The sequence below is a fragment of the Halomonas sp. AOP30-A1-24 genome, from assembly GCF_052378165.1.
Classification (GTDB): domain Bacteria; phylum Pseudomonadota; class Gammaproteobacteria; order Pseudomonadales; family Halomonadaceae; genus Vreelandella; species Vreelandella citrativorans.
Genome location: NZ_JBQSXL010000019.1, coordinates 17,405 through 35,175, shown reverse-complemented (window position 1 = coordinate 35,175; position 17,771 = coordinate 17,405). Strand labels below are relative to the sequence as shown.

General features: G+C 55.1%; 13 protein-coding genes and 3 tRNA genes. 3 read left to right on the top strand and 13 right to left on the bottom strand.

Annotation, left to right across the window (positions count from 1 at the left end; genetic code table 11):
- The first annotated feature begins 76 nt into the window (after positions 1-76).
- Positions 77-1,084: a tRNA dihydrouridine synthase gene (locus tag ACT3TJ_RS11865; protein ID WP_444665761.1), complete on the top strand. Its 1,008-nt coding sequence runs from the start codon at positions 77-79 to the stop codon at positions 1,082-1,084.
- A 135-nt stretch (positions 1,085-1,219) separates the two neighbouring features.
- Here ACT3TJ_RS11865 and ACT3TJ_RS11860 read toward each other — a convergent pair.
- The 9 genes from ACT3TJ_RS11860 to ACT3TJ_RS11820 form a co-directional block, all read right to left on the bottom strand.
- A tRNA-Arg gene (locus ACT3TJ_RS11860) sits at positions 1,220-1,296 on the bottom strand.
- A 102-nt stretch (positions 1,297-1,398) separates the two neighbouring features.
- Positions 1,399-1,475: transfer RNA gene (locus ACT3TJ_RS11855), tRNA-Arg, on the bottom strand.
- A 17-nt stretch (positions 1,476-1,492) separates the two neighbouring features.
- A tRNA-Ser gene (locus ACT3TJ_RS11850) sits at positions 1,493-1,585 on the bottom strand.
- Positions 1,586-1,709: 124 nt separating this feature from the next.
- Positions 1,710-1,901, bottom strand: coding sequence for a carbon storage regulator CsrA (csrA, locus tag ACT3TJ_RS11845; RefSeq protein WP_087107955.1), 192 nt, complete (start codon positions 1,899-1,901; stop codon positions 1,710-1,712).
- 192 nt (positions 1,902-2,093) lie between these two features.
- Positions 2,094-3,344 (bottom strand): aspartate kinase, encoded by a 1,251-nt coding sequence (locus tag ACT3TJ_RS11840; RefSeq protein ID WP_087107953.1) that lies wholly within the window; start codon positions 3,342-3,344, stop codon positions 2,094-2,096.
- 98 nt (positions 3,345-3,442) lie between these two features.
- Positions 3,443-6,052: an alanine--tRNA ligase gene (gene alaS, locus ACT3TJ_RS11835; RefSeq protein WP_444665759.1), complete on the bottom strand. Its 2,610-nt coding sequence runs from the start codon at positions 6,050-6,052 to the stop codon at positions 3,443-3,445.
- Positions 6,053-6,222: 170 nt separating this feature from the next.
- Positions 6,223-6,684 carry a regulatory protein RecX gene (locus tag ACT3TJ_RS11830; protein ID WP_444665757.1) on the bottom strand — a complete coding sequence of 154 codons (462 nt, stop codon included), beginning with the start codon at positions 6,682-6,684 and terminating at the stop codon, positions 6,223-6,225.
- A gap of 5 nt (positions 6,685-6,689) precedes the next feature.
- Positions 6,690-7,751, bottom strand: coding sequence for a recombinase RecA (gene recA / locus ACT3TJ_RS11825; protein ID WP_087107947.1), 1,062 nt, complete (start codon positions 7,749-7,751; stop codon positions 6,690-6,692).
- Between the two features lie 88 nt (positions 7,752-7,839).
- Entirely contained in the window at positions 7,840-8,373 is a 534-nt protein-coding gene (locus tag ACT3TJ_RS11820; protein WP_087107945.1) for a CinA family protein, read from the bottom strand.
- A 148-nt stretch (positions 8,374-8,521) separates the two neighbouring features.
- Between ACT3TJ_RS11820 and mutS the strand changes: the two genes are divergently transcribed.
- Positions 8,522-11,110, top strand: coding sequence for a DNA mismatch repair protein MutS (gene mutS, locus ACT3TJ_RS11815; RefSeq protein ID WP_193055334.1), 2,589 nt, complete (start codon positions 8,522-8,524; stop codon positions 11,108-11,110).
- 157 nt (positions 11,111-11,267) lie between these two features.
- Positions 11,268-11,591, top strand: a complete 324-nt coding sequence (gene fdxA, locus ACT3TJ_RS11810; RefSeq protein ID WP_087107940.1) for a ferredoxin FdxA — start codon at positions 11,268-11,270, stop codon at positions 11,589-11,591.
- A 167-nt stretch (positions 11,592-11,758) separates the two neighbouring features.
- Here fdxA and ACT3TJ_RS11805 read toward each other — a convergent pair whose 3' ends face one another.
- From ACT3TJ_RS11805 to ACT3TJ_RS11790, 4 genes are all read right to left on the bottom strand, one after another.
- Complete coding sequence (locus ACT3TJ_RS11805; protein WP_193055333.1) at positions 11,759-13,150, bottom strand: L-cystine transporter; 1,392 nt, start codon at positions 13,148-13,150, stop codon at positions 11,759-11,761.
- Positions 13,151-13,794: 644 nt separating this feature from the next.
- Entirely contained in the window at positions 13,795-15,084 is a 1,290-nt protein-coding gene (gene eno, locus ACT3TJ_RS11800) for a phosphopyruvate hydratase (protein ID WP_444665755.1), read from the bottom strand.
- Between the two features lie 57 nt (positions 15,085-15,141).
- Positions 15,142-16,005: a 3-deoxy-8-phosphooctulonate synthase gene (gene kdsA, locus ACT3TJ_RS11795; protein WP_087107934.1), complete on the bottom strand. Its 864-nt coding sequence runs from the start codon at positions 16,003-16,005 to the stop codon at positions 15,142-15,144.
- Positions 16,006-16,016: 11 nt separating this feature from the next.
- Entirely contained in the window at positions 16,017-17,672 is a 1,656-nt protein-coding gene (locus ACT3TJ_RS11790) for a CTP synthase (protein WP_172118671.1), read from the bottom strand.
- Positions 17,673-17,771 lie beyond the last annotated feature (99 nt).

Sequence of the window (17,771 nt, the reverse complement as noted above, 5' to 3'; positions counted from 1 at the left end):
GCCCCTTGGCGCCGTCAAAGTAATACACTAACCTGCCACACCCAGCATAAAACGCAATCGCGCCATAGTGGAAGTCATGGTTGTTAATTTACTACAAAACGGAAAAATTGGCCTCGCCCCGATGGAGGGCGTTATCGACGCCCTCACCCGCGACTTATTAACGCGTGAGGAAGGCTTTGATTGGACCGTTACCGAATTTGTCCGCGTGGTCGACACGCGCCTCCCGCCCCGAGTGTTTTACAAGCACTGCCCTGAGCTTACCAACCGCCCTGTTGCGACCGCCAGCGGCATTCCCGTGCATTTGCAACTGCTTGGCTCTGACCCCAAGGCGCTGGCTGAAAATGCTCGCCAGGCGTTAGCGCTGGGTGCTGTCAGCGTGGACTTGAATTTCGGCTGCCCGGCCAAGCTGGTTAATCGGCATGATGGAGGCGCCTCGTTACTACGCCGCCCAGAACGCGTCTACCAGGCAGTGAAGGCCGTCTCCGAAGCACTTGAGGGTCAAATTCCGGTCACCGCTAAAATCCGCCTGGGCTTTTCAGACCGGCGCTTAGCCGTCGCCTGCGCCCAGGCGACCCAGGCAGGCGGTGCCGCTCGCCTGGTTGTTCACGGCCGCACACGTGATGAAGGCTATCGCCCTCCGGCTCACTGGGAGTGGATCGGCCGAGTGCGCCAGCAGGTATCGATACCCGTGGTTGCCAATGGCGATATATGGACGCTGGAGGCGTACTGGAAAGCGCGCACCCTGTCAGGCTGCAGAGATGTGATGTTAGGCCGTAGCGCGCTAGCAGACCCCTGGCTTGCGCCACGTATCCGGCACTGGCAGCGAACCGGTGAACGACTGCCTGAAACCACATGGCCAATGCGTGCCAGCGTGATCAAGGAGTACGCGCACCTTCAGCGGCAGCATCTGCCCGACCGGGTTGTGGTCTCGCTGGTAAAGCAGTGGCTCGCACAGATGCGTCAGGGCAATGAAGAAGCCAACCAGCACTTTCAGCGGGTTAAACGCCTAACGGACCTTGATACCCTGCTTAAAAGCCTGGTCATCGACACAGCGCACTCTGAGGCGGCTGTCAGCTGCCACTAAGCAAGCGCATTGACCAAAAAAAAGCGCCCTCGCAATGCGGGGCGCTTAAAACGATCCAAAACCAAAGCGCGAGCCGCCCTGGTCAGGCTAGAAAGCAGAAAACCCGCTCTCATAAAAGAGAACGGGTTTAGAATCTGGCGCGCCCGGGAGGATTCGAACCTCCGACCCCCTGATTCGTAGTCAGGTACTCTATCCAGCTGAGCTACGGGCGCTTTAGTGATGTAAATACTCATTACTAAACATGATGAAGTGCTTATGCTTAAATACTTGTAATGAAATACTTATAGGCTTCCGCCTTACATCAGGTTAGAAGATGGCGCGCCCGGGAGGATTCGAACCTCCGACCCCCTGATTCGTAGTCAGGTACTCTATCCAGCTGAGCTACGGGCGCATCTTCTAATGTGCGGCTGGCGGAGAGAGAGGGATTCGAACCCTCGATAGGGCTATAAACCCTATACTCCCTTAGCAGGGGAGCGCCTTCAGCCACTCGGCCACCTCTCCTCAACAGCACGGCGCGAATGTTACCGATTTCAGCGACTGCTGTCTAGTCCTATGCCGATTTTTTTCGCGCCAGCTTCATCTTACCGTTGATACGCCCTGTATTGGGCGCGATAAAAGCGACCATTTATTCTGCTTCGCTTTCTTCACTGCTACGCTCGCGCTGGATGCGCTGATAGATCTCTTCACGGTGTACAGCCACGTCTTTCGGCGCATTGACGCCGATACGCACTTGATTACCTTTCACACCTAACACTGTGACGGTGATTTCATCACCTATCATCAATGTTTCGCCAACTCGGCGGGTTAGGATGAGCATGGCTGATCTCCTTCTCAGACGTTTTATACAACGGGCTGTGTCCACCAGAGGCGCCACTAAGCCATTATGCGGCATAGCGGCGCGCTAACCAATGCCTCTGACTCCATGACACCCAAACCTCCCGTTGAAAGAAAGCTCACCACCGGCAAGTAGCGAGTACCTTTTCAGCGTAGAAGGTTTAAGGCAGAAATGTTATTCAGATTCTATGTCTGACTTATCCAGGCCAAATGCCTTGTGTAACGCGTTAACGGCAAGTTCCATATGCTTTTCATCAATCACCACTGAGATTTTAATTTCAGAGGTGGAAACCATACGGATATTGACGTTTTCATCAGCCAAAACGCGGAACATCTTCGAGGCAACACCGGCGTGAGAGCGCATGCCAACACCGACCAGGGATACCTTGGCGATATTGTCATCGCCACGCAGCTCACCGCCGCCCAGGTCAGGAATGACCGTTTCTTCAAGCAGCTTCTTGGTGGTCTTGTAGTCGCCCTTCGCCACGGTGAAGGTAAAGTCGGTGTAGTCACCCGCCGGTGCTACGTTCTGCACGATCATATCGACTTCAATGTTGGCATCAGCGATAGGGCCAAGAATGCGCGACGCAACACCTGGTACATCGGGCGTGTGCAGCAGTGTCAGTTTGGCTTCATTTTTGGTAAACGCGATACCGGAAATCAGCGGTTCTTCCATGGAGTCCTCGTCTTGGTCAGCATCTGCAATAATTAGGGTACCGGGGCCATCTTCAAAGCTCGACAGTACCCGTAGGGGAACGTTGTACTTGCCCGCAAACTCTACCGCACGAATTTGCAGCACTTTGGAGCCCAGGCTTGCAAGCTCCAGCATTTCTTCCACCGTAATGCACTCCAGGCGCTGTGCCTTGGTGCATACGCGGGGGTCAGTGGTGTAAACCCCATCAACGTCAGTATAGATCTGGCACTCATCGGCGCCGAGTGCCGCAGCAAGCGCCACCCCGGTAGTGTCCGAGCCACCACGTCCTAGCGTAGTGATATTGCCGTCTTCATCAACACCCTGAAAACCAGCCACAACCACGACCTTGCCTGCGTCGAGGTCAGCCTTAAGGTCTTCGGTTTCAATGCGCTGAATACGCGCTTTGGTGTAAGCATTGTCAGTATGAATACCGACCTGGGCACCGGTGTGCGAAGTGGCCGCAACGCCAACCTGCTGGAGCGCCATGGCGAGCAATGAAATAGTTACCTGCTCACCGGTCGAGAGCAGCATATCCATTTCACGCGGGGCAGGGTCATCATTAAGCGCATTGGCCATATCGGTCAACCGGTTGGTCTCTCCGCTCATGGCGGAGACCACGACCACGACCTGGTGGCCCTGGTCACGAAAGCCCTTGACCTTTTCCGCCACGGCTTTGATACGGTCAACAGAACCTACCGAGGTGCCACCGAACTTCTGTACGTATAGTGCCATATGCCGTTTTTTCCTATTCGTCCGGGAATGGGGGATGAAAGTAGTTATATTAAGTTAGCAAAAGGCCGGTTGCAGATAATTGCCACCGGCCTTTGTGATTAGCTAAGTATGTTTTCCAGCCACGCGGGGACGCTACTTAACGCGCCAGCCAGCGCTTCTGGCTGACTGCCACCCGCCTGCGCCATGTCAGCACGACCACCGCCTTTACCGCCAACTTGCGAGGCGACATGGTTAACCAGCTCACCGGCTTTAACGCGCTCGGTCAGGTCTTGAGTCACGCCTGCAATCAGGCTGACCTTGCCCGCCGCCTCATCGGCAACGCCCAGGATAATAACGCCAGAGCCAATCTTGTTTTTGAGTTGGTCGAGCACGCCACGCAGATCCTTACCGGATACTCCCTCCAACTGAGTCGCCAGCAGCTTAACGCCGCCGATCTCCTGCGCCTGGCTCAGCATGTCGCTACCCGCAGCGCTTGCAAGCTTAGCCTTCAACTGCTCAAGCTCTTTTTCCAAGCTACGATTACGCTCGACCAATGACTCAACGCGGGCTTCCACCTGCTCGGGCTTGGTTTTCAGGCGATCACCCAACCGCTGAACGCGCGCTTCCTGCTCGCGGAAATAGGCCAACGCATTCTCGCCGGTAATGGCTTCGATGCGCCGCACGCCAGAGGCAATACCTACTTCACTGACGATATGGCAGCAGCCGATATCACCACTTCGTGCAACGTGAGTACCGCCACACAGTTCAATCGAAAAGCCGTCAGCACCGATCGTCAATACGCGAACATTTTCCGCATACTTGGCTTCAAACAACGCCGCAGCCCCTTTGGCCTTGGCTTGCTCCAGGCTCATCTGCTCAACGTACGTCGGCGCATTAGCAAGGATCTGCTCGTTAACCAGGCGCTCCACCTCTGCCAACTGATCAGCACTCAGAGGCTCGAAGTGGCTGAAATCGAAGCGCAGACGTTCTGCATTTACCAGTGAGCCTTTCTGCTGTACGTGATCGCCCAACACCATGCGCAAGGCTTTGTGCAGCAAGTGAGTGGCCGAGTGGTTGCGAATGGTCGCAGAGCGCAAGCTGGCATCAACCTCGCCACGAACGCTGGCCCCCACGTTCAACGTGCCTTCTATCATCACGCCCTGGTGCAGATGATGACCGTTCTGCTTTTGTGTATCGGTAACTTCGAAGCGGCCGCCCTCTACGTATAAGTAGCCGGTATCACCCACCTGGCCGCCCGATTCACCATAAAACGCGGTACGATCTAATACGACAGTGCCTTTCTGGCCTGCTTCCAGCGCGACAAGGGCGTTGCCTTCGCTATCCACAATAGCAGTTACCGTGGACTGATCTTCAAGCTGGTCATACCCCGTAAACTGGGTTTCGCCATCCAGCTCAATAGAGGCGCTGTAGTCGGCGCCAAACTGGCTGGCCGCACGGGCACGCTCGCGCTGAGCGTCAAGCTCGCGCTGGAAACCAACTTCATCCAACGTCACACCGCGCTCACGGCAAACGTCCGCCGTAAGGTCAAACGGGAAACCGTACGTGTCATACAGCTTGAACACGGTTTCACCCGACAGCACGTTGCCATCAAGCTCCTCAAGCGCGGTATTCAATAAGCCCATGCCGTGGTCCAGCGTGCGCGCAAACTGCTCCTCTTCTTTCAGCAAAATACGGGCAATTTGGGCGCTCGCCTCACGCAGTTCGGGATAGGCATCGCCCATCTCGGCATCCAGTGCATCCACCAGCGTATAGAAGAACGGCTTGGTGGCGCCCAGCTTGTGACCATGACGAACCGCTCGGCGGATAATGCGCCGCAGCACATAACCACGGCCTTCATTTGAAGGCAGCACGCCGTCGGCGATTAAAAATGCACACGAACGAATATGGTCCGCAATAACGCGTAGCGAAGGCGTTGCCATATCGGAATGCCCGGTCGCCTTGGCGGCCGCCTGGAGCAAATTCTGGAACAGGTCGATCTCGTAGTTGGAGTGCACGCCCTGCATAACGGCCGCTACCCGCTCAAGCCCCATACCGGTATCAATAGAGGGCTTGGGCAGCGGGTTCAGCGTGCCCTGGGCATCGCGATCAAACTGCATAAAGACCAGGTTCCAGATCTCAATGTAGCGGTCGCCATCTTCGTCAGCGCTGCCGGGAGGACCACCCCATACGTCAGGGCCGTGATCAAAGAAGACCTCTGAGCTGGGGCCGCAGGGGCCGGTATCGCCCATTTGCCAGAAGTTATCTTCATCCAGCCTGGAGAAGCGCTCCGGGTCGATGCCGATTTCATCTTTCCAGATGCGCTCGGCCTCGTCATCGCTAATATGTACGGTGACCCACAGCTTCTCTTTAGGCAGGCCCAGCGTTTCGGTTAAAAACGTCCACGCAAATCGGATAGCGTCCCGCTTGAAGTAATCACCAAAGCTGAAGTTACCCAGCATCTCAAAAAACGTATGGTGGCGTGCGGTATAGCCAACGTTATCCAGGTCGTTATGCTTACCGCCGGCACGCACGCAGCGCTGAGATGAGGTGGCACGCACATAAGGGCGTGGGTCACGGCCAAGAAACACATCTTTGAACGGCACCATGCCCGCGTTGGTAAACAACAATGTCGGGTCGTTACCTGGCACCAGAGAGCTTGTGGGCACAATGGTATGCCCTTGCTCTTCGAAAAAGGATAAAAAGGCCTGTCTAATCTCTGCGCTTCTCATAGGGTATCCGTAACAATAAAGCATGATGCCCCAGGGCGCTGTCGCCGCTACCCGCTGGGGTCGCAAAAGCGCCATTATAGCGCAGTTGTCTAACGACTAAAGCGGCAGTTAATGGCTAAGAGCTAAAGACGTCAGAAATCGATAACCCACAATAGTGATGAAAGAAGGCTTTACAGGCAAGAGAGCGCGTAACGAATTTGTTCAAAATCGAAGCCTCGTGACGCTAGAAAGCGCTCTCGTTTGGCCCGCTCTTTGGGGGATTCACCGGGGGAGGAAAAGCGTCGCGATAAGGTATCACTGGCCAGTTCAAACCAATCGACACCTTCATTCTCTTCTACGGTAGCGAGGGTTTCTGCCACTATTTCCTGGCTGATGCCGCGTTGACGCAGCTCGCCTTTAATCCGTATCACGCCCTGACCGCGCACAATGCGTGAACGGATAAAGCTTTCAGCAAAGCGGACGTCTGACTGAAGCCCCTGCTCTTCAAGGGTGTCCAGGCACGCCTCAATGTCAGCAGTAGCAACGGCTTTTTGTTTTAGCTTTTGCGCTATCTCAGCGCGAGAGTACTCGCGCCGAGATAGCAGCTGTAGTGCGATGTCGCGTGGAGTGGCATCACGTGACGAAGCAAACATAAGCGTTACAGCAGGTCGTCGTCAGCATCGGCGGCAACATCAGCAGCCGATGCCTCTTCTTTCTTGGGGTCAGGCTTGGCAAGCAACTGTTCGCGGATCTGGCTTTCGATCTCTTCCATAATGGCCGGATGCTCTTCAAGGTACTGAGCCGCGTTTGCCTTGCCCTGACCGATTTTGCTGCCTTTATAGCTATACCAGGCACCCGCCTTGTCAACCAGGTTGCACTGTACGCCCAAGTCGACCACCTCACCGGCATGGTAGATACCCTTGCCGTAAAGAATTTGGAACTCGGCCTGACGGAACGGCGGTGCTACCTTGTTTTTAACTACTTTAACGCGCGTTTCGTTACCGGTGACTTCATCGCCCGATTTCACCGAGCCGGTGCGGCGAATATCCAACCGAACACTGGAGTAGAATTTCAGTGCGTTACCGCCTGTGGTGGTTTCCGGGCTACCAAACATAACGCCGATTTTCATGCGAATCTGGTTGATAAAGACCACTAAACAGTTGGCGTTTTTAATATTACCGGTGATTTTACGCAGCGCCTGAGACATCAAACGTGCTTGCAGGCCTACGTGGGTATCTCCCATTTCCCCTTCGATCTCCGCACGCGGAGTAAGCGCTGCCACGGAGTCGATAATAATCACGTCAACGCCGCCTGAGCGCACCAGCATATCGGTGATTTCAAGCGCCTGTTCACCCGTGTCCGGCTGGGAAACCAGCAAATCATCGAGGTTAACGCCCAGTTTTTCCGCATAGCTTGGATCAAGCGCATGCTCGGCATCGACAAACGCACACACCTTGCCCTGCTTCTGTGCTTGAGCAATCACGGAAAGCGTCAGGGTGGTTTTACCGGAGGATTCAGGGCCAAAGATTTCGACTACTCGGCCAAAGGGTAATCCTCCAATGCCAAGCGCAATATCCAGCCCCAGCGAGCCAGTGGAGACTGACGGCATCACAACGCGAGGCGCGTCACCCAAGCGCATTACCGTGCCTTTTCCGAACTGCCGATCAATTTGGCTAAGTGCGGCGTTTAGCGCTTTCGTACGGTTGTCATCCTGAGCCATGCAAACACCCTCATCACAGACTGTATAATTAACCAGTATTATGCCAAAAATTCGTCGCTAAACAAATCCTCAACGTGGTTTTTAACGATTATTTCTCTTCCTGACCCTCAGCCAACATATCCAGGCGCGCCACCAGCCCTGCCAACGCCTCGCGAACGGCCTGCTCGCGTACCGCTTGGCGATCACCGGGAAAATGAAAACATTTGGCTTCCTGGTGATTAACATCGCCCCAAGCCAACCACACCGTACCCACCGGCTTTTCATCGCTGCCGCCCCCGGGGCCTGCCACACCACTGACCGCCACGCCCAACTGCGCGCCGCTATCACGGCAGGCACCGGCCACCATGGCATTCACCACCGCTTCACTGACAGCGCCATGGGTGTGTAGTGTAACGTCTGAGACACCGATCAGCCGCGTTTTAGCCGCATTAGCATACGTCACGTAACCCGTTGTGAAGTAGGCCGAGCTACCTGCAGCCGAGGTGATCGCACTGGCAATGCCACCACCGGTACACGACTCTGCCGTGGTCACTTCTATATCCAGCTGCTGGCAAAGCTTTCCAAGCCGCTGCGCCAGCAGGGACAAATCCAGATTTTTTAGGCTCGTTATGCTGGGCGTCATGGTCGCTCCTTCATGTAAGATATCAGTCAGCGTAGAATACTGCGTTTAGCTTTCTCAACGAAATCGCTCAAAGAACGTATTTAACGCTTTTATTTAATGAACATGCCGTAAGCGAGATGCGCTTACGCCACGCTCAATCAGGACGCCCATGTCACAGGCCATCCCCCCCAATACGCCCATGATCACGCAGTATTTAAAGATCAAACGCGAACACCCTGACGTCCTTCTGTTCTACCGGATGGGGGACTTCTACGAGCTGTTTTTTGATGATGCCAAGCGCGCGGCTGCGCTGTTGGATATCACGCTTACCCAGCGTGGCCAATCCGGTGGCAAACCCATCCCGATGGCGGGCGTTCCTTATCATAGCGCCGAAGGCTACCTGGCCCGCTTGGTGGCTACCGGTGAATCCGTGGCCATTTGCGAGCAAATTGGTGACCCGGCAACCAGCAAGGGTCCGGTTGAGCGGCAAGTCGTGCGCATCGTAACACCCGGCACACTGCATGATGAGGCGCTCCTGGATGCCCGGCGCGACAACGTGCTGGTCGCGTTGGCACCCGGCAGCGACCGCTGGGGGCTTGCGTGGCTTGAGCTATCCAGCGGGCGTTTTAGCGTGCTGGAAGTCGAGAGCGAAGCCGAAATGCTTGCCGAGCTGACCCGCCTTTCACCTGCCGAGCTACTGGTGCCTGAGAGCCTGACGCTGCCCGACGTGTGGTCGCAGAAGCGCAGCTTGCGTCGCCAGGGCGAGTGGCTGTTTGATTTGGAAAGCGCCAATCGCAGCCTGTGCGACCAATTTGAAGTTCAGGACCTGCGTGGATTTGGCTGCGCCCACCTTACCACCGCTTTGGTGGCCGCCGGGGTACTGATTGACTATGCCCGTGATACTCAACGTTCGCGCTTGCCCCACGTAACGGCACTCAGCGTTGAAAACCGTGATGATGCGGTGGTCATTGATGCTGCCAGCCGACGTAATTTAGAAATCGACATCAACCTTGGCGGTAGCACGGACAATACGCTTGCCAGCGTACTGGACACCTGCACCACCGCCATGGGGTCGCGGCTTTTAAAGCGCTGGTTGAATCGCCCCCTACGCCAGCGTGAAACCGTGCAGGGCCGCCAGGCGGGGGTGGCGCTTTTAAGCCTCGATGCTGCATACATGACGCTACGCGACACACTCAATGATGTGGGTGATGTAGAGCGTATTTTGGCCCGCGTCGCGCTCTATAGCGCCCGCCCACGCGACCTGGCCCGCTTAAGAGACGCCCTTAATACGTTGCCAGCACTTGAGCAGCAGTTAGGTGGCGTAGAAAGCGGCAGTACGCTGGATAATTTGCGTCCGCATATTCGCCCCTATCCAGATATCGCCGACCAGTTGAGCCGGGCGTTGATCGAGAACCCACCGGTGGTGATCCGCGATGGCGGTGTGATTGCCGATGGCTATGATGCCGAGCTTGACGAACATCGCGGTATGGCCGAAAACGCTGGCAGTTACCTGGTTCAACTGGAGCTACGTGAGCGTGAGCGTACTGGCCTTGCCAACCTCAAGGTGGGTTACAACCGGGTGCACGGCTACTTTATAGAGCTACCCCGCTCCCAGGCCCAGCAAGCACCGGCTGATTACATCCGCCGCCAAACGCTGAAAAATGCTGAGCGGTTTATTATCCCCGAGCTCAAGGAGTTTGAGGACAAAGCGCTTTCCGCCAAGTCACGCGCACTGACCCGTGAAAAGTGGCTGTATGAGCGCCTGCTAAGCGAACTCAACGAACATCTCATGGCGCTACAAAGCACTTCCCGGGCGCTTGCCGAACTTGATGTACTGTGTGCATTTGCCGAACGTGCCGATGCGCTTAACTGGGTGCGCCCGACCCTGAGCGACGCGACCGGCATTAGCATTACCGCTGGCCGCCACCCAGTGGTAGAACAAGTCAGCGACAAGCCGTTTGTGCCCAATGACGTTGTGCTTTCGCCTGATCGTCACATGCTGATTATTACCGGCCCCAATATGGGCGGTAAATCGACCTATATGCGCCAGACCGCCTTGATCGCGCTGCTAGCCCATAGCGGTAGCTTTGTGCCTGCCGATGCGGCTGAGATTGGTCCTGTCGACCGGATATTCACCCGCATAGGCTCCTCGGATGACCTTGCCGGTGGGCGCTCCACCTTTATGGTCGAGATGACCGAAACGGCTAATATCCTGCACAATGCCACAGAGCATAGCCTGGTGCTGATGGATGAAATCGGCCGGGGCACCAGTACTTTCGACGGACTTTCCTTGGCCTGGGCAAGCGCTGAGCACTTGGCGCAGGCGCAGGCACTGACGCTCTTTGCTACGCACTACTTTGAAATGACCGCCCTTCCCGAGCAGGCCGAAGGCGTGGAAAATATTCATTTAACCGCTACAGAGCATGGCGATAGCATTGTATTTATGCATCGCATTGAGGCAGGCCCGGCCAGCCAAAGCTACGGCTTACAGGTCGCCCAACTAGCCGGTGTTCCAAGCCACGTTATCAAGCGCGCCCGTGAAAAGTTGATTGCCCTGGAACAGCGCGATGTAGACACTCATCAGGCGCGCCCAGGCCCGGCACAACAGGCTCCTGCCAATAGCCCGTCACCTCAGCAAAACGATCTATTTGCCAGTGCGCCACATCCGGTTTTAGAAGCACTGGAGCGTGCCGACATTGATGATTTATCGCCCCGCGAGGCGCTGGCATTGGTCTATCAATGGCGAGATTTGTTGTAACCGGTACAAGAGAAGATAGCCAAGTGCTTGCCGTGAGGTATGGGCGCCACTAGAATGTCGCCCATACTTTTTAGCTTATAAGAAACAGCCGTTTTATAACCATTCATGATTGACCTATGACCGGGACCTCCCCCGGTCCCGCAAGAGGGATAGCGCGATGACGTTTGTCGTTACCGAAAACTGCATCCAATGCAAATACACCGACTGTGTAGAGGTTTGCCCGGTCGATTGCTTTTATGAAGGCCCCAACTTCCTGGTGATTCACCCGGATGAGTGCATTGACTGTGCGCTATGCGAGCCTGAGTGCCCGGCCGAAGCCATCTTCTCAGAGGATGAGCTGCCGGATGGGCAAGAACCGTTTATCGAGATCAACGCTGAGCTGGCCGAAGTGTGGCCCAACATCGCTGAAAAGAAAGATGCCTTGCCGGATGCCGAAGAGTGGGATGGCAAGAGCGGCAAGATCGACAAGCTGGAGCGATAACACAGCACGCTTTTAGTACCGTGTCGTTAGCCATCGGCTTAAAAACCAGCGTCCGCGCTGGTTTTTTTATATCTGCTTGTCCCTCCTCTTCAAGGATAACGCACGTGACAAACGCAAAAAGCCACCCGAAGGCGGCTTTTTGTAGCTTGCTTAATTTGTCGGTTGAATCACGCTGCTTTCGGCTCGTCCAACTGGTCATCGTTGGAAGCAAAAATAGCCGCGTCGTGCTGCTTGAGCAAACGACTGGTCACCGTACCCGCCGTCATTGAACCATTGACGTTGATGGCGGTGCGGCCCATGTCAATCAACGGCTCAATCGAGATGAGAAGCCCCGCCAAAGCAATCGGTAGATCAAGCGTTGAGAGCACGATAATCGCGGCAAAGGTTGCCCCGCCGCCAACACCGGCAATGCCGAACGAGGCCAGCGTCACGACCAGTACCAGCGTTGCCAGAAACTCCAGTGAAAACGGATCAATCCCCACCGTGGGCGCAATCATCATGGCCAGCATGGCCGGATAAAGCCCCGCGCAACCGTTTTGGCCGATGGTCGCTCCGAAGGAGGCTGAAAAGTTGGCAATCGCAGGGGGTACGCCAATCCGGTCTACCTGCGCCTCGATATTCAAAGGAATCGTGGCCGCGCTTGAACGTGAGGTAAAGGCAAAGGTGAGTACCGGCCAGACCTTCTGAAAATAGCGTTTGGGGTTAACCCCAACGCCCATCAAAAATAGTGCATGCATGACCAGAATAAGTGCCAAGCCAACGTAGGAGGCAACGACGAATCCGAGCAGATTAAAGATATCGTTGAGGTTCGACGTAGAAACCACTTTGGCCATTAACGCCAGTACCCCGTAGGGCGTAAGGCGGATCACCATGCGCACCAAACGCATGATCCACTTCTGCACAATATCGATGCCTTCGATAAGCTTGCCGCCAATCGCGGCATTTTCACGCTTGATGCCCAGAGCGGCCAAGCCGAGAAACGTCGCAAAGATCACCACACTGATAATGGAGGTGGGTCGTGCGCCCGCTAAATCCTGAAACGGATTGCTGGGAATAAACGAGAGCAGAAGCTGTGGGATGGTCAGATCTGCCACCTGAACACTGCGCTCGACAATCGCTTGGCCGCGCTCCAGCTCGCGAGCGCCTTGTACCAGCCCCTCGGCAGACAATCCAAACAGCTGAGTCATACTAATGCCAATAACGGCAGAAATCGCCGTTGTCAGCATGAGCATGCCAAGTACCCCCAGGCTAATCTTGCCCAGCGCACTGGCATCATGTAAGCGCGTAACAGCAGATAAAATGGTCACCAGCACCAACGGCATAATGATCATTTTTAACAGTTGGACATAGCCACCGCCTACCAGGTTTACCCAGTCGATGGTGCCCTCAAGCACCTCTGAACCGGCGTATCCCCATTGCAATAGCGCGCCAAGCACCACCCCAACGACCAGGCCTGCAAGCACCACGCGAGACAGGCTGGCACCACGCCGCTGCCAACGCGCCAGCAGTGCAATCGCCAGTATAAAGACCAACACGTTGATCGCAATCAACCCATGCATGTAACGCACCTCCTGAATAACAAAAAACGGCACATCAACGATGTACCGTGTGACAAGCGCAGCAGCAGAAGCATAGCCTGCTAATTCTGCGGGCCATGGTAAGTAATAGCGAAGAAGAATAAAAATGGATTTTACTTATAACCTAGGAATCATTTGGCTGGTTGCGTCGGCCGGTTGTAAGAAACACCGGGAACAACCCTCTTGCCAGGTATTCAACGTACGTAGGTATAAAACGTAAGCACAAAAAAAGGCGACCCTTAGGTCGCCCGCTCCAAACACTTCCTCTGACCGCTCCATGTGTCAACTTCCTCAGGCCGCTTCCCTACCGAAATTCACCTCAGTGTGTCATTCGGTGTGCCTGTTTACACCCCATTGCGTTGCATTCTGTCTAAAGCATCCCTGCCTCCACTGTCCTGAATGCATTGTGGCAGATAACAACGTCATCTCAAGGCGGCCTATAACAAAAAGGGCAAGCCTAAGCGGCCTGCCCTTCAATAAAAAACAACTTAAAATCAATTAGATAAACTTAAATTAGACGAAAACTTCTATTTTTCCTACCCATATCGAGCGATTTTCGTCGGTTTTTGTAGGACATGTCTTACAAAATCTTGCGACATTTCTTACAAGGCTGCTAACAAATCCCGTTATTGGCCCTTGATAGCCTTCAAGCCGGGATAAGCGACATCGCCAAGTTCTGACTCAATCACCAACAAGCGGTTATATTTGGCAACCCGGTCAGAGCGGCATAAGGAGCCGGTTTTAATCTGGCCTGCACAGGTGCCCACCGCTAAATCAGCAATGGTGGTGTCTTCTGTTTCACCGGAGCGGTGCGAAATAACCGCAGTAAAGCCTGCATCCTGAGCCATCTTGATGGCGTCCAGCGTTTCAGACAGCGAACCGATTTGGTTAAACTTGATCAAAATCGAGTTACCAATCTGCTCGTCGATACCGCGCTTAAGAATTTTGGTGTTGGTAACGAACAGATCGTCGCCCACCAGCTGCACTTTATCGCCCAGCTTATCGGTGAGGGCTTTCCAACCATCCCAATCCGACTCATCCATACCGTCTTCAATAGAGACAATCGGATAGTCTTCACACAAGCCTGCCAGGTAGTCAGTAAAGCCTTGTGCATCGTAGCTTTTACCTTCACCGGAAAGATTGTACTGGCCATCCTTGTAGAACTCAGACGACGCGCAGTCGAGTGCCAGCGTGACATCACTGCCTAGCGAATAACCAGCATCCGCCACCGCCTGTTTGATGACAGCCAAGGCATCCGCATTGGACGCCAGGTCAGGGGCAAAGCCACCCTCATCGCCCACAGAAGTAGACAGGCCTTTGGAAGACAGTACCTTCTTCAGCGCGTGGAAAATTTCAGCGCCCATACGCAGGCCTTCACGGAAGTTTTTGGCGCCGACCGGCTGCACCATAAACTCCTGAATATCCACGTTGTTATCCGCATGCTCGCCGCCGTTGATGATGTTCATCATCGGCACGGGCATGCTGTACTGACCTGGCTGACCGTAAAGCTCGGCAATGTGTGCATAAAGCGGCACGCCCTTGGCGTTAGCCGCGGCTTTAGCGGCCGCCAGCGATACCGCGAGAATTGCATTCGCACCCAGAGTGGCTTTGTTGTCAGTGCCATCCAGCGCCAGCATGGCATCGTCCAGACCGCGCTGATCGCGTGCGTCCATACCAAGCAGCGCCTCACGGATTTTGCCATTGACCGCATCGACAGCTGCCAGTACACCTTTGCCGAGATAGCGTGCTTTGTCACCGTCACGTAGCTCAAGCGCTTCACGCGAACCGGTAGAAGCACCGCTGGGTGCGCAGGCTTCGCCCGTCGCCCCACTTTCAAGGCGCACACGCGCTAGCACCGTCGGGTTACCGCGTGAATCGAGTACTTCCAGTGCACTGATATCTACAATTTTGGTCATGACAGTCTCCTTGGTTGGCGGTCTATTAGAAGGTTATGTATCGCATGATGGCCGCGATCAGCGAATGGTCAACGGCGCAAAATTTTTCACCAATGAATCAAGCTGAGATAGCTGCGTTAAAAATGGCTCAAGCTGGTCAAGCGGCAACGCACAGGGACCATCGCACTTGGCGTTATCCGGATCAGGATGCGCTTCTAAAAACAGCCCCGCAAGCCCGACGCCAACGCCTGCACGGGCAAGCTCGGCGACCTGGGCACGCCGCCCATCCGCACTATCAGCACGCCCGCCGGGGCGTTGCAGCGCATGGGTAACATCGAAGAACACTGGGTAGCCAGTCTGCTTCATATCGCCAAACCCAAGCATATCGACAATCAGGTTGTTATAGCCAAAGCTTGAACCGCGCTCGCACAGCATCAGGCGATCATTACCGGCTTCCTGAAACTTGCTGAGAATATGGCGCATTTCATGAGGCGCCAGAAACTGCGGCTTTTTGATATTGATCGCCGCACCGGTTTTGGCCATCGCTACCACGAGATCCGTCTGACGTGCCAGGAAAGCAGGCAGCTGAATAATATCCGCCACTTCTGCCGCTTGGGCCGCCTGCCAGGGTTCGTGGACATCGGTGATGATCGGCACGCCGTAACGCGACTTAATGTCAGCGAGTATCTGCAAGCCTTTCTCAATACCTGGACCACGGTACGAATGAATCGAGCTGCGATTGGCTTTGTCAAAGCTTGCCTTAAACACATAAGGCATGCCGAGCTTTTGCGTCACGCTAACGTAGGCTTGGGCGACTTCATCGGCAAGTTCTGCCGACTCCAGTACATTCATGCCTCCCAGCAACATGAGAGGCAAAGAATTGCCGGCGGTTAGGCCGGCAATGTTGATATGACGCTCTTGGAAAGGTGCTTGAGAAGACATTGGCTTCCCCCTTATTCCTGAGGTGTCGTGTGAGTTCTGGTCCGCGCTGTTTTATACTCAAGCGCTGCGTTCACAAAACCCGAGAAGAGCGGATGCCCGTCACGCGGGGTGGAGGTAAACTCCGGATGGAACTGACACGCCACGTACCAAGGGTGATCCGCAAGCTCAACCATTTCGACCAGCGACTGATCGACACTTTTACCCGAAATCACCAGGCCGGTTTTTTCCAGCTCATCAATAAACTGGTTATTGACTTCAAAGCGGTGACGGTGGCGCTCGACAATCTCATCAGAGCCGTAGGCTTCGCGTGCTTTACTGCCCGAGGTCAGGTGGCATACCTGGCCGCCCAGACGCATGGTGCCGCCCAAATCGGACGCCGCATCACGCAGCTCGATTTTACCTTCAGCGTTCAGCCATTCAGTAATCAGGCCGACCACCGGGTGCTGAGTATCGTGGGTAAACTCGGTGGAGTTGGCATCTTTCCAACCCGCCACGTTACGCGCAAACTCAATCACCGCTACCTGCATACCCAAGCAGATACCCAGATAAGGCACGTTATTTTCACGCGCAAACTGGGCGGTCAGAATTTTGCCTTCCACGCCGCGCTCACCAAAGCCGCCAGGTACCAGAATCGCATCTTTACCTGCCAGACGCTCAGTGCCGTGGCGCTCGATGTCTTCAGCGTCGATATAGTCGACGTTGACCTTGATACGTCCTTGAATACCAGCGTGGATCAGCGCTTCATTAAGCGACTTGTACGCATCCAGCAGTTCCATGTACTTACCAACCATGGCGATGCTGACCGACTTCAGCGGGTTCAGCTTGGCATCCAGTACTTTTACCCACTCGGAAAGATCAGCAGGCTCGGCTTCCAGACGCAGCTTGTCGCACACGATATCGTCCAGACCGTGCTCATGGAGCATCAACGGAATGCGATAGATCGTATCGGCATCCTGAAGCGGAACGACCGCACGCTCTTCAACGTTGGTGAACGACGCGATTTTGCGACGCTCGCTCTCTTCAAGCTCAACTTCGCTACGGCAAATCAGAATATCCGGCTGGATACCGATAGAGCGCAGCTCTTTAACGCTGTGCTGAGTCGGCTTGGTTTTCGTCTCACCGGCTGTCTTGATATAGGGCACCAAGGTCAAATGCATGAACAGCGCGCGGTTAGCGCCCAGCTCGCTACGAATCTGACGGATGGATTCCAAAAACGGCAGCGATTCGATATCGCCGACCGTGCCACCAATTTCCACCAGCGCCACGTCAAAGCCTTCGCCGCCGGCATAAACGCGCTGCTTGATTTCATCAGTGATGTGCGGAATTACCTGCACCGTGCCACCCAGGTAATCGCCACGGCGCTCTTTGCGCAGCACGTGCTCGTAAACACGGCCTGTGGTGAAGTTGTTGCGCTGGGTCATCTTGGTACGAATAAAGCGTTCGTAGTGGCCCAGGTCCAGATCGGTCTCGGCGCCATCCTCGGTGACGAACACCTCGCCGTGCTGGAAAGGGCTCATGGTGCCCGGGTCCACGTTGATGTACGGGTCGAGCTTGAGCATGGTGACCTTAAGGCCGCGGGCCTCTAAAATCGCCGCCAGCGAGGCCGACGCGATGCCCTTGCCAAGAGAGGACACAACGCCGCCGGTCACGAAGATATATCGTGTCATGGAAAACCTGTCGAAACGTGATCAAAAGGCGTAACAGAAAGCCACACCAGGATGGGACGACAGAATAGCAGACTACGCCCCAAGGCTCAATTTGAACTG

What these genes read in the sequence shown, in the direction of transcription:
- ACT3TJ_RS11865 (WP_444665761.1), top strand. Translation starts at nt 77, where the DNA reads ATGGTTGTTAATTTACTACAAAACGGAAAAATTGGCCTCGCCCCGATG.
- csrA (WP_087107955.1), bottom strand. Translation starts at nt 1,901, where the DNA reads ATGCTCATCCTAACCCGCCGAGTTGGCGAAACATTGATGATAGGTGAT.
- ACT3TJ_RS11840 (WP_087107953.1), bottom strand. Translation starts at nt 3,344, where the DNA reads ATGGCACTATACGTACAGAAGTTCGGTGGCACCTCGGTAGGTTCTGTT.
- alaS (WP_444665759.1), bottom strand. Translation starts at nt 6,052, where the DNA reads ATGAGAAGCGCAGAGATTAGACAGGCCTTTTTATCCTTTTTCGAAGAG.
- ACT3TJ_RS11830 (WP_444665757.1), bottom strand. Translation starts at nt 6,684, where the DNA reads ATGTTTGCTTCGTCACGTGATGCCACTCCACGCGACATCGCACTACAG.
- recA (WP_087107947.1), bottom strand. Translation starts at nt 7,751, where the DNA reads ATGGCTCAGGATGACAACCGTACGAAAGCGCTAAACGCCGCACTTAGC.
- ACT3TJ_RS11820 (WP_087107945.1), bottom strand. Translation starts at nt 8,373, where the DNA reads ATGACGCCCAGCATAACGAGCCTAAAAAATCTGGATTTGTCCCTGCTG.
- mutS (WP_193055334.1), top strand. Translation starts at nt 8,522, where the DNA reads ATGTCACAGGCCATCCCCCCCAATACGCCCATGATCACGCAGTATTTA.
- fdxA (WP_087107940.1), top strand. Translation starts at nt 11,268, where the DNA reads ATGACGTTTGTCGTTACCGAAAACTGCATCCAATGCAAATACACCGAC.
- ACT3TJ_RS11805 (WP_193055333.1), bottom strand. Translation starts at nt 13,150, where the DNA reads ATGCATGGGTTGATTGCGATCAACGTGTTGGTCTTTATACTGGCGATT.
- eno (WP_444665755.1), bottom strand. Translation starts at nt 15,084, where the DNA reads ATGACCAAAATTGTAGATATCAGTGCACTGGAAGTACTCGATTCACGC.
- kdsA (WP_087107934.1), bottom strand. Translation starts at nt 16,005, where the DNA reads ATGTCTTCTCAAGCACCTTTCCAAGAGCGTCATATCAACATTGCCGGC.
- ACT3TJ_RS11790 (WP_172118671.1), bottom strand. Translation starts at nt 17,672, where the DNA reads ATGACACGATATATCTTCGTGACCGGCGGCGTTGTGTCCTCTCTTGGC.